At 55.6% G+C, this 12,447-nt stretch carries 10 protein-coding genes; 5 read left to right on the top strand and 5 right to left on the bottom strand.

Annotation, left to right across the window (positions count from 1 at the left end; all coding sequences use genetic code 11):
* Positions 1-32: 32 nt before the first annotated feature.
* The 3 genes from OJ965_RS06125 to speA form a co-directional block, all read right to left on the bottom strand.
* A complete protein-coding gene (locus OJ965_RS06125; protein ID WP_009087128.1) occupies positions 33-443 on the bottom strand; it encodes a YidB family protein in 411 nt (136 codons plus the stop codon).
* A gap of 192 nt (positions 444-635) precedes the next feature.
* Positions 636-1,556, bottom strand: coding sequence for an agmatinase (gene speB, locus OJ965_RS06120; protein ID WP_009087129.1), 921 nt, complete (start codon positions 1,554-1,556; stop codon positions 636-638).
* Positions 1,557-1,724: 168 nt separating this feature from the next.
* Entirely contained in the window at positions 1,725-3,701 is a 1,977-nt protein-coding gene (gene speA / locus OJ965_RS06115) for a biosynthetic arginine decarboxylase (protein WP_009087130.1), read from the bottom strand.
* Between the two features lie 843 nt (positions 3,702-4,544).
* Between speA and metK the strand changes: the two genes are divergently transcribed.
* Both metK and OJ965_RS06105 read left to right on the top strand, forming a co-directional pair.
* Positions 4,545-5,696: a methionine adenosyltransferase gene (metK, locus tag OJ965_RS06110; RefSeq protein WP_009087131.1), complete on the top strand. Its 1,152-nt coding sequence runs from the start codon at positions 4,545-4,547 to the stop codon at positions 5,694-5,696.
* A 520-nt stretch (positions 5,697-6,216) separates the two neighbouring features.
* Positions 6,217-7,614, top strand: coding sequence for a sugar porter family MFS transporter (locus OJ965_RS06105; RefSeq protein ID WP_265138309.1), 1,398 nt, complete (start codon positions 6,217-6,219; stop codon positions 7,612-7,614).
* A 69-nt stretch (positions 7,615-7,683) separates the two neighbouring features.
* On the opposite strand, the gene OJ965_RS06100 is transcribed toward OJ965_RS06105, so the two are convergent.
* Together OJ965_RS06100 and OJ965_RS06095 are read right to left on the bottom strand one after the other, a co-directional pair.
* Entirely contained in the window at positions 7,684-8,952 is a 1,269-nt protein-coding gene (locus tag OJ965_RS06100) for an O-antigen ligase family protein (protein ID WP_265138307.1), read from the bottom strand.
* Positions 8,942-10,048 (bottom strand): glycosyltransferase, encoded by a 1,107-nt coding sequence (locus tag OJ965_RS06095; RefSeq protein WP_009087134.1) that lies wholly within the window; start codon positions 10,046-10,048, stop codon positions 8,942-8,944. The genes OJ965_RS06100 and OJ965_RS06095 overlap by 11 nt, the downstream gene beginning before the upstream one ends.
* Positions 10,049-10,297: 249 nt before the next feature.
* On the opposite strand from OJ965_RS06095, the gene OJ965_RS06090 reads away from it, so the two are divergent.
* From OJ965_RS06090 to rsmE, 3 genes are all read left to right on the top strand, one after another.
* Positions 10,298-10,810 (top strand): SprT family zinc-dependent metalloprotease, encoded by a 513-nt coding sequence (locus tag OJ965_RS06090; RefSeq protein ID WP_009087135.1) that lies wholly within the window; start codon positions 10,298-10,300, stop codon positions 10,808-10,810.
* A 75-nt stretch (positions 10,811-10,885) separates the two neighbouring features.
* The gene (endA, locus tag OJ965_RS06085; protein ID WP_009087136.1) at positions 10,886-11,590 is read left to right on the top strand and encodes a deoxyribonuclease I; all 705 of its coding nucleotides are present in this window, start codon (positions 10,886-10,888) and stop codon (positions 11,588-11,590) included.
* A 69-nt stretch (positions 11,591-11,659) separates the two neighbouring features.
* Positions 11,660-12,391, top strand: a complete 732-nt coding sequence (rsmE, locus tag OJ965_RS06080; protein WP_265138302.1) for a 16S rRNA (uracil(1498)-N(3))-methyltransferase — start codon at positions 11,660-11,662, stop codon at positions 12,389-12,391.
* Positions 12,392-12,447: the final 56 nt, after the last annotated feature.

Raw genomic sequence — 12,447 nt, 5'->3', positions numbered from 1 at the left:
GAAGCGCCTGATACCTTTCGATTCTGGCTGATTCAGCGCTTAAATATCTGATCCACCATTGAGCCTAAATCAAGTTTATTCTCATGCAGTGACGCCTCATCCATGCGCCCCTGCGGTGACATCCTGTCGATCAGCTGCGGCAGAATCACCGCCAGCGTGCCTGCTGCGCCCTTAACGTCGGTTCCCAGCTTATCCGCCAGTGACTGCAGTTCCGCCTGACCAAACGCCGAGTGGATATCGCTGTGCGCGACCGGCTGATTGCTGCCGGTGCCAATCCACGAGCTAAAGACTTCACCCAGCCCGCCCTGCTGAAATTTTTGCAGCAGCACTTCAATGCCGCCCTGCTCCTGTACCCAGTGCCACACCGCCTGCAGCTGGCCGGGCAGATGCCCGTCACTCTGACTGCCCTGCAGTGAGCCCGCCAGTTCATCAAGAAAGCCCATGATTGCCTCCACGTCGAAAATTGATGTCACTAAGTTTAGTTGCTGATGTGCAGTTGCGCCTGAACCGCATGGCCGAAGCCAGCAGCCGGTCAGACAGGGTATTCGTGGGGAAAACGCAAAGGGGGAATGGCCGGAGACGGCAGCAAAGCCTGCCGGATTATCCCGGCAGACTTATCAGAGGGGTGCGGCAAATCAGCCCTTGTTGGCCGCCTGAACATGCAGCATATCCAGCGCCAGCGTCGCCGCAGCCAGCGCGGTTAAATCCGCATGGTCATAGCCCGGTGCCACTTCCACCAGATCCATACCCACGATGTTCATGCCCTGCAGGCCACGGATCAGTTTGGTCGCTTTATCGGTGGTCAGGCCGCCAATGACCGGCGTGCCGGTGCCAGGTGCATGAGCCGGGTCCAGACAGTCGATATCGAAGGTGAGATAGACCGGCAGATCGCCGACGGTGCGTTTTACTTCAGCGAGGATATCGTCAACGCTGCGGTCATTGACCTGCGCCGCATCCAGCACGTTAAAGCCCAGGCTCCGGTCAAATTCAGTTCGGATACCGATCTGCACCGAGTGCTGAGGATCGATCAGCCCCTCTTTCGGCGCGGTAAAGAACATGGTGCCGTGGTCAAAGGTCGGGCCGTTGGAGTAGGTGTCGGTGTGGGCATCAAAGTGCACCAGCGCCATCTTGCCGAAATGTTTCGCATGCGCGCGCAGCAGCGGCAGCGTCACGTAGTGGTCGCCGCCAAAAGTCATCATGCGCTTGCCACTGGCCAGCAGTTTTTCGGCGTGAGCCTGTAATTTATCGGAGAGATCCTGTGAGTCACCGAAGGCGTAAACCAGATCGCCGCAGTCGACAACGTTCAGACGCTGACGCAGATCGAAATCCCACGGCCAGCGGCAGCCTTCCCAGGCCAGGTTGGTGGAGATCTGGCGGATGGCGCCCGGCCCCAGGCGGCTGCCCGGACGACCAGAGGTGGCAGCATCAAACGGTACACCGGTAATCACCCACTCTGCGTCGCTGTCATAAGGCTGGAAGTTCAGCGGAAAACGCATGAAGCCGAAGGCGTTAGAGACCAGGGAGTTGTCGTACTGATTGCCAAGCGTGTTATACATAATTGCTCTCTCTATGCGTAAGTCGGGCCAGGCCCGCAAGCCATTAAGGTTGAGATAAAAAAAATCCCCTCCGCGTCGTTAGGCCCGACGAGGAAGGGATTGAGTGAGTCAGATTATCGGCATAGTCAGCGGCAACTGCAATATACGATTGCGGGCTGAACGATGCGATTACTCATCTTCTAAATAGGTATATCCGTAGAGGCCGCTCTCAAACTCTTCCAGGAACTGGGCACGAAGCTCTTCGTCGAGATCGGACGCCTGCACCTGATTGCGGAACAGCGACATCAGCTGGTTAGGATCAAGCTGCACATAGCGCAGCATGTCTGCCACCGTGTCACCCTCATCCGACAGCTGCACTTCCACTTCGCCATTTTCGCGCGCGTAGACATCCACCGCCTCGGTGTCACCGAACAGGTTGTGCATATTGCCCAGAATTTCCTGATAGGCCCCGACCATGAAGAAGCCCAGCATCGGCGGGTTATCCAGGTCATATTCCGGCATCGGCATGGTGGTGGCGATACCGTCACCATCCACATAGTGATCGATGGTACCGTCAGAGTCACAGGTGATGTCGAGCAGCACAGCGCGGCGTTCCGGCTTCTTATTCAGCCCCTCCAGCGGCAGAACCGGGAAGAGCTGATCGATACCCCATGCATCCGGCATCGACTGGAACAGCGAAAAGTTAACGTAGATCTTATCCGCCATTCGCTCCTGCAGTTCGTCGATGATCGGACGATGCGCACGGTTGCTCGGATCGAGATGCTGCTGAATATAGTGACAGATGCTCAGATAGAGCTGCTCAGCCCATGAACGCTGCTTAAGATCGTAAGTGCCGGAGGAGTAGCCGGTGTGGATATCGAACAGGTCCATCTGGCTGTCGTGCAGCCACTCACGCAGCGAACGGCGGGTATCCGGCTCGTGCATCTCCTGCCAGGTTTCCCACATGCTGAGAATCGGGCGCGGCGCATCGGCATCCGGCGTTTCAGGTTCGCTGAACTCGTTGCGCTCCACGCCGATGATGTTAGAAACCAGCACCGTATGGTGTGCGGTCACGGCGCGACCGGACTCGGTGATCACCGTCGGGTGCTCCAGGCCGTGTTCATCACAGGCGGCCCCGATGCCCCAGATCACGTTGTTAGCGTACTCATTGAGGCCATAGTTGACCGAACAGTCAGACTGCGAGCGCGTGCCTTCATAATCGACACCCAGACCGCCGCCGACGTCGAAACATTTGATGTTTACGCCCAGCTTCGCCAGTTCGACATAGAAACGCGCCGACTCACGCACACCGGTGGCGATATCGCGGATATTGGACATCTGTGAACCGAGATGGAAATGCAGCAGCTGCAGGCTGTCGATGCGGCCCGCTTCGCGCATAATCTCAACCAGCTTCAGCACCTGCGTCGCTGACAGGCCAAACTTCGACTTTTCGCCGCCGCTCGACTGCCACTTGCCGGAGCCCTGTGACGCCAGGCGAGCACGGATACCGAGACGCGGCACCACGTTCAGACGCTCCGCCTCTTCCAGCACCAGCCGCACTTCGGTCATTTTTTCCAGCACCAGATAGACCTTGTGGCCCATCTTCTCGCCAATCAGCGCCAGACGAATATATTCCCGGTCTTTATAACCGTTACAGACGATCACCGTGCGGGTCTGACCCGCATGTGCCAGCACAGCCATCAGCTCCGCTTTCGAGCCAGCCTCCAGGCCCAGCGGTTCACCGCACTGGGTCAGGGATTCAATGACGCGTTTATGCTGGTTGACTTTAATCGGGTAAACCAGGAAGTAGTCACCGGTATAGCCGTAGGATTCACGCGCACGTTTGAACGCGCCGTTAATAGAGCGCAGACGATGTTGCAGAATCTGCGGGAAACAGAACAGCGCGGGCAGACGCTGGCCCTGTGCTTCGCGCTCTTTCACCAGCCGGGCTAAATCGACGCGTACATCCGGGCGATCCGGATCCGGGCAGACACTGATGTGGCCCAGTTCGTTGACGTCGTAATAGTTGTTGCCCCACCAGGCGATGTTGTACGTCCGCAACATTTTGCTCGCGTCCTGATCGTTCATTGCAACCTCCTGCATGGAGCGGAGTGCACCCTGTTCGCCAGCTGACGAACCTTTGATATTCTTCATGTCGTCAGACATCGCGAACCTCAATTTTCCGTTGAAAGATGAAACTGTTAACCGGCTTTATGGCCGCTAATCTGAAACGCAGATACCCCATTAAACGTCATGTCCTGTTCACCTGACGTTGCCGTCAGCGCGCTTCACGCATATGAGTTAAGTGTAAAACACCCTGGCCAGATCCGTTTAAACAGAGAACATTTACCCGATCTTTATTGACCATAGATAACCGGTCTCGTTCCACTGCGGGGACGCAGAGAGGAGACAAAGCCCTGAGAACAGAGGTAAAGATTAGCCAGCGCTCGTGTCGGTAAAATTACCGCATCGCAGATATTGTCGGCTGGAAAGAGAAACAGAGGGGAGGCAGGAGCGCGCCAGTGTTGCGCCAGAGCGCAGAGAACCGGGAGAAGAAAAAGCGTGGTTCATTACTTGTATCACCTCCGCATATGCCAGGGGCACATGGAGAACAACCAGGGTGAAAGCCAGAGCGGTGTCTGACGGGCGCGACGCACACAGTGGCGTCATCCTTGCTGCGGCTAACGAAGCAGCGGCGTTTTATACCGTTTACGGCGCTAAAAAGCAAAAAGATTATCGGGTAATTCCGTGGAGTGTCAGCAAATTATGCCGATAAAGCTGACAGGTAAAATGCCGAAACAGAAAAAGGGCTGGTAATTAGTTTATCCTCTATCCTAAAATAGCCGTCCAGATGGTTTTCCATCTAAACAGGTTAATATCCAGGCGGTGTTGGCCTGCTGTGCTGACACAACCTCACTGCTCGCGGCTTTGCCTGAAGGGGCGTCAGGTCAGATAACCTCACTGGCGCTATGCAGTCGAATTCAAACCATATTTAAGGTAAAGAACAGAATGGCTAAACACCTTTTTACGTCCGAGTCCGTATCAGAAGGACATCCCGATAAAATCGCCGACCAGATTTCCGATGCCGTGCTGGATGCGATCCTGGAACAGGATCCAAAAGCGCGTGTGGCCTGCGAAACCTACGTTAAAACCGGTATGGTACTGGTTGGTGGTGAAATCACCACCAGCGCCTGGGTCGATATCGAAGAGATCACCCGTAACACCGTTCGCGAAATCGGCTATGTTCATTCCGATATGGGCTTTGATGCCAACTCCTGCGCCGTATTGAGCGCGATTGGCAAACAGTCTCAGGATATCAATCAGGGTGTTGACCGCACCGATCCGCTGGAACAGGGCGCGGGCGACCAGGGCCTGATGTTCGGTTATGCGACCAACGAAACCGACGTTCTGATGCCTGCACCGGTGACCTATGCACACCGTCTGGTTCAGCGTCAGGCAGAAGTGCGTAAAAACGGCGCCCTGCCGTGGCTGCGTCCGGATGCCAAGAGCCAGGTCACTTTCCAGTATGACGATGGCAAAATTGTCGGCATCGATGCGGTTGTGCTGTCAACGCAGCACGCGGAGTCCATCAGCCAGAAAGATCTGCAGGAAGCGGTGATGGAAGAGATCATCAAGCCGGTTCTGCCTGCCGAGTGGCTGAATGCCTCAACCAAATATCACATCAACCCGACCGGCCGCTTTGTGATCGGCGGCCCGATGGGCGATTGCGGTCTGACCGGTCGTAAAATCATCGTCGACACCTACGGCGGCATGGCGCGTCACGGTGGCGGTGCGTTTTCCGGTAAAGATCCGTCAAAAGTTGACCGCTCTGCGGCCTATGCAGCGCGTTATGTGGCGAAAAACATCGTCGCAGCCGGTCTGGCTGACCGTTGTGAAATTCAGGTCTCTTATGCGATTGGCGTTGCTGAACCGACTTCCATCATGGTGGAAACCTTTGGCACCGAGAAAATTGCGACCGAACAGCTGACGCTGCTGGTGCGTGAATTCTTCGACCTGCGTCCATATGGTCTGATTCAGATGCTGGATCTGCTGCACCCTATCTACAAAGAGACCGCCGCTTACGGTCACTTTGGTCGCGAACATTTCCCATGGGAAAAAACCGATAAAGCCGCCCTGCTGCGTGAAGCGGCTGGCCTGTAAGTTTTCCGGCTGATCATGAAACCCTGCCACGCCGGCAGGGTTTTTTATTGCCTTTTCAGTGGCTTTGCCTTCGTGCAGCACGGGCAGATTGTTATCTGTTTTGCATTACCGGCCTGCCCCATTCTGACCGGATAAAACGCTTCTGCCCGACCTTCCCACCGCCCCTCAGCAGGTTTCCTAATCTCAGCTACACTTCATTGCGCTTTTTCTGACAACAAAATGTTAACGATTACAAATTGAAATGCTTTGTTTATCTGACATTTAAGATTTAACGCACGTGGTTATTCTGTTCAAAATGCGTTATTTTCAGCGTCGTCTGATAGCCAATAAATAGAGCATTGTCAGAAACTTAATGAGTGCTATACCTCACTGGTTAATTAATCTTTACGGGTAAAATATGCTGAATTTCAGGGTTTCAGCGTGTGTAAGCGATTACACTGATGTGATCAGACTCACTTTTTTCCCGTAAAAGGTTTTTTAACATTGATAAAAACAATGATGGATAAACCTGGAGGCTAAAATGCCTGGCAATACACACAAAAGCAGAACTTCAAATAAGGCGATGACCTTATTTGTCTGCTTTCTGGCAGCCCTTGCGGGTCTGCTGTTCGGTCTGGATATCGGCGTGATTGCCGGTGCCCTGCCGTTTATCGCAAAGGACTTCAACGTTACCGCTCATCAGCAGGAGTGGATCGTCAGTTCCATGATGTTTGGTGCTGCGGTGGGGGCTATCGGCAGCGGCTGGATGTCCTCCCGCCTGGGCCGTAAAAAGAGCCTGATGGCCGGTGCGATTCTGTTCGTTATCGGTTCTCTCTGGTCGGCGATGGCGCCAAACCCGGAAATGCTGATCAGCGCCCGCGTATTGTTGGGTCTGGCAGTCGGTGTCGCCTCTTATACCGCCCCGCTTTATCTTTCTGAAATCGCTCCAGAAAAAATTCGCGGCAGTATGATTTCGCTCTATCAGCTGATGATCACCATCGGGATTCTGGGTGCTTACCTGTCTGATACCGCCTTCAGCTTTACCGGCAACTGGCGCTGGATGCTGGGCGTCATCACGATCCCTGCCCTGCTGCTGCTGATCGGTGTCTTCTTCCTGCCAAACAGCCCACGCTGGCTGGCGGCGCGTGGCAACTTCCGCGATGCGCAACGCGTACTGGACCGTCTGCGCGACACCAGTGAGCAGGCAAAACGTGAGCTGGATGAGATTCGTGAAAGCCTGAAGATCAAGCAGTCTGGCTGGGGTCTGTTTACCAGCAGCAGCCACTTCCGTCGTGCCGTCTACCTCGGCATTCTGTTGCAGGTTATGCAGCAGTTTACCGGTATGAACGTCATCATGTACTACGCACCTAAAATCTTTGAAATTGCCGGCTTCGCCAACACCACTCAGCAGATGTGGGGTACGGTCATCGTCGGTCTGGTCAACGTGCTGGCGACCTTTATTGCCATTGGCCTGGTGGATCGCTGGGGCCGTAAACCGACCCTGATTCTGGGCTTTATGGTGATGGCTGCCGGTATGGGCGTGCTGGGAACGATGCTGCACTTTGGCATTACCACGCCGGGCGCACAGTACTTCGCGGTAGGCATGCTGCTGATGTTCATCGTTGGCTTCGCGATGTCAGCCGGTCCGCTGATCTGGGTACTCTGTTCTGAAATTCAGCCGCTGAAAGGCCGCGATTTCGGTATCACCGTCTCGACCACCACCAACTGGATCGCCAACATGATCGTGGGTGCGACCTTCCTGACGATGCTGAATACCCTGGGCAACGCCAACACCTTCTGGGTCTACGCGCTGCTTAACCTGTTCTTCATTCTGCTGACGCTGATGCTGATTCCGGAGACCAAAAACGTCTCGCTGGAACACATCGAACGTAACCTGATGGCCGGTAAAAAACTGCGCGACATCGGTGCACGCGACTAACCGTTAAGCACTAAAAAAAGGGCGGGGTTTCTCAGGAAACCCCGCCCTTTTTATTGGTTCAGCCCCTTATCATACCGGGGTGACCCGCACGTCCGGCCGAGGCCGCGGCAGGCAGCAGAGCGCCAGCGCCATGATGAAGATGGTGGCAGTCTGGTTATAGGGCAGCACCGAATCGGTCAGCCCGGTGATAAACAGCGCCAGCATCGGCAGCGCCGCCCCGCGCAGATCACACTTCTTCAGCCAGCCCGCCAGCATCGTCAGATAGAGCAGCGCCAGCGACAGCGTCCCCAGCCATCCCTGTAACGTCGTCACTTCGAGAAACTCGTTGTGCATGTTGTATTTGACGTTGGTGTAGCCTTCCACATTGAGCGGATAGTGTTTGATGATGAACTGACGCGCCTCCGTGGTGCGCGCATCCGGCGTCGCGAAGCCGCCGTGATGCTCAATAAAGTTCATCGCTCCACTCCAGATCGCCACGCGTGCACCCAGCGAGGTCGAGCTGTTGGAGCCAAAGTTCTCAATATCCTGCACCCCTTCCACCCAGCGGTTACTGGTCATCAGGATCAGCAGCGCCACGACGCCTACCGCCAGCGTGCCGACGCGCCAGTTAGTGAGCAGCGACAGCCGGTAACTCTGCACCACAAACAGCAGGCCTGTGGCGATCAGCGCAATCAGGGTCACGCGGGTCGCACACAGGTAGAGCAGCGCGAAGGTGACAGCCAGCACCACCACATCGGCAACTTTCCAGTAGCGATGCGTCTCAAAACGACTCAGCCACAGCCAGGCGCAGTAGATAAACAGAATCATGTAGGAGGACATCGACGCCGCTTCAGTCGTGAGTTTGATGCGGATGTTCGCGGTGTAGAGATGCTCATGAATACCGAAGCCCAGCGTAATCAGCAGTCCGATCAGAATGAGCACTTTCCCGATACGCAGCGTGGTCAGGGAAACCCGATCGCCATAAATAGCCAGGCTGAGGAGAATAAACGCGCCCAGCAACAGCCGCTTCGCGCCCAGCAGGTAGTTGCCGATATTGGTTATCGCATCGGTTGAGGGGGCTGTCTCAATCCCCTTAACGTGGAGGGCCCAGAACAGACGGATCAGGGCAAAGATAATCAGAACAGCGAACAGCGCGAGATAAAAACCCGCTCCCCTGAAGTCGATCCGTCTGCGCACCAGACCATAGAGTATGGAGGCAACGGAGAGATAGGAGACGAAGTAGAATATTTTTTGCGGCAGACCGGTAACAAACATATTCAGTGAGAGTGACAGGCAGAGCGCAATCACGGAGAAATTAACCAGTAACGTTAATCCATTGCGTTCGGTTTTATTCGTCATGCTTAACCTCAGTAAGGCGATTAAGCACGGTCATCAGGTGCTTCATATAATTTTCCTCATAAAAACCGGTGATGCTCGCTTTAATAACCTGATGGTCAGGGAAACGGAAATCCCCGCTCATGGCGTTGAGAATAGCGGCCAGCGCCATGCTGTCATTGACAGGGTAGAGCTGACCATTGTGACCGTTCTGAATAATTTCCGCCGGACCGCTGATGCAGTCGGATGAGACGCAGTAGACGCCGCGCGACATCGCCTCCAGCAGGATCAGCGGGAAACCCTCAAAGTTGGAGGTCATGAGCAGACAGCTGACCTGTCTGATGTGGTGGAGGACATACTCCCAGGCGTTCTCCTGCCAGCCATGCCAGGTGATGCGATCCGCAATCCCAAGCTGCGCCGCGTAGTGCTGGCACTGCGCCAGATCCTCGCCATCTCCCACCATCTCCAGCGTCCAGGGGACGCTGACCTGCTGCAGGGCATCAAACAGATCTTTCAGCTGTTTCTGTCGCTGGAAGTGGATGCGCCCGATATAGAGAAACTTCAGCCCCTGCGGGCGGCCAATGACCACCTCAGTGCGCTTTACCGGGTTATAGATCACATCAACGTCTGTATCGCGGGCACCCAGATCCACCAGCTGCTGTTTAATCTGCTGGCTGATGGCGAAATGGTGATCGGCCCGCAGCAGATAATGGGGACGGTAACGTTCACGCGGGGGCAGATGCATCCAGCTCGACAGCATGATTTTACGGCCGGAGAGGCTGATGGCGCGGCGCGTCATCAGGCAGGGAATCGTATTCAGGGTCAGGACATGATCGGGCTGATAGCGGCGAAAAAAGGCGGCCATTCGCAGCGTATGAATCAGATTTTTTATCTTTTTGTTGCGCAGCGTGCAGACGCTCTCGGCTAAAACAGCGTTGGCGGTCCAGGCACGGGAGTGGCTCTCTTCGCCGCTGTTGATAATAAACAGCCCCGCTTCCGTTCCGGCCTCTGCATTCAGCGCGGTAATCAGCTGACCGGTCACATTCTCCATACCGCCGCGACCTGCCATCAAATCGGTCACCAGCACAATGCGCTGCTTCCTGATGTTATTATTTTTCATTGCGTTGTCCGTACACTGTGCCTGTCGCATCTCATCGGTTCACGCTGCAGTGAACCTTATCAATAGGATATTCTAAAAACGCCGATAACCATATTGAATCCGGAAATTTCCGCCGCTGCCGCGCCTCGTCTGACCACCCTGTGGCCGCCGCCTGCCGTGCCGGAAACGGGGCGGCAGATTACAGCCACGCTGCTGCCATTTTCGCGGGTTATGTTGAGTTCCCGGACAGCGATGATTATCCTGAACGCCATGAAAACACCTCGTCTTCCTATTGCCCTGCAGCAGGCGGTGATGCGCTCGCTGCGCCAGTCGCTTGCGCGTGCCAATCAGGCCCTGAAAACGGACTACCCGGAACCTGCCCTGCTCTACCAGCAGCGTGGCACGGCGGCGGGCACGGCCTGGCTGGCCGCCTGGGAAATCCGCATTAATCCGGTACTGCTGCTGGAAAATCAGCAGGCGTTTATTGATGAAGTGGTGCCGCATGAGCTGGCGCATCTGCTGGTCTGGAAACAGTTTGGTCGCGTTGCGCCGCACGGCAAAGAGTGGAAGTGGATGATGGAGCAGGTGCTGGGCGTGCCGGCGCGGCGCACCCATCAGTTTGAGATCGCTTCCGTGCGCAGTAAGACCTTTGCCTATCGCTGTCAGTGCCAGCAGCACCAGCTTACGGTGCGGCGCCACAATCGGGTGGTGCGCAAAGAGAGTGAGTATCGCTGCGTGCACTGCGGAAGCCTGCTGACCGCGGGCGAGTTTGTGCCAGCCTGAGACTATTCCCCATTCCGCCCTATTGGACATTCTGTTAACCTGCCGCCCTTTTTTGTACTGAACAGAAGCTGGAATATGTCTCGCATTTTAAGTCTGGCGGTGGCGTTGCTGTTTGCCCCTGCCGCTGACGCTATCAACCTGAATAACTATCATCAGAATAACTTTCAGCAGGCCAAAACCTTTGCTGCGGCGATTAATGCCGATGCACCGGGCTCCTTTTACTGTGGCTGTAAAATTACGTGGCAGGGAAAAAAGGGCATTCCCGATCTCAACAGCTGTGGCTATCAGGTGCGCAAAAATGCGAATCGCGCCGCACGCATTGAGTGGGAACATGTGATGCCTGCGTGGGAGTTTGGACATCAGCGCCAGTGCTGGCAGGACGGTGGCCGCAAAAACTGCAACAAAGACCCCGACTATCGCCGCATCGAAACCGATCTGCACAACCTGCAGCCTGCGGTGGGTGAAGTGAATGGCGACCGCGGCAACTTCGCCTACAGTCAGTGGAACGGCAGCGAGAAGCAGTATGGTCAGTGTGAGATGAAGATCGACTTTAAACTGAAGCAGGCGGAGCCGCCTGCGCGGGCGCGGGGCGCGATTGCCCGCACTTATTTCTATATGCGCGACCAATACCATCTGCGCATTTCACGCCAGCAGACGCAGCTGTTTACCGCCTGGGATAAGCTCTATCCTGTCACGCCGTGGGAGTGCGAACGCGACCAGCGGATTGCCAGGGTGCAGGGCAATCACAATCCTTATGTGCAGCAGGCTTGCCAGCGCTAAAATCCCTGCCCTACACTAGCTCTTTTCCCATGACGCCGCTGCAGCGCGGCGTCCGGTCTCAGGAACCTTATGCGCATACCTCGCATCTATCACGCCGCGCCTCTGAACATCGGCAGTGAGATTACTCTGGATGAAGATGCATCCAACCATGTGGGCCGGGTCCTCCGGATGACGGCAGGCCAGCGTCTGGAACTCTTTGATGGCACTAATCTGACTTTTGCAGCAGAGATCACGCATGTTGATAAAAAGCGTGTAAAAGTATCGGTCACAGAGAGCCAGCCGGACGATCGCGAGTCACCTCTGCATCTGCATTTAGGTCAGGTGATGTCGCGCGGTGAAAAAATGGAATTCACTATCCAGAAATCAATTGAACTGGGCGTGAACGTCATTACACCCTTGTTTTCCGAGCGCTGTGGCGTAAAGCTTGATGCTGAACGTCTGGCGAAGAAGATCCAGCAGTGGCAGAAAATTGCGATTGCCGCCTGCGAGCAGTGTGGCCGCAATCGCGTGCCGGAAATTCGTGAAGCGATGACGCTGGAAGCCTGGTGTGCGGAAGCGGACAGCGGTCTGAAGCTCAACCTGCATCCGCGTGCCAGCCAGAGTATTAACACGCTGCCACAGCCTGTGGAGCGGATCCGGCTGCTGATTGGCCCGGAAGGCGGCCTGTCAGCGGACGAGATTGCGATGACGGCGCAGCACGATTTTACGGATATCCTGCTTGGCCCACGGGTTCTGCGAACCGAAACCACCGCGCTGACCGCCATTACGGCACTTCAGGTGAGGTTTGGCGACCTGGGTTAAGCGATACTTTCGGCGGTGAGAGAGCAGGCATAGTGTCCTGACTGTTCGGCCCACTG

It is taken from the genome of Pantoea anthophila, assembly GCF_026104315.1.
Taxonomy (GTDB): Bacteria; Pseudomonadota; Gammaproteobacteria; order Enterobacterales; family Enterobacteriaceae; genus Pantoea; species Pantoea anthophila.
Note: the sequence above shows the minus strand (reverse complement) of the source record. Positions and strands in the feature narration are given on the sequence as shown.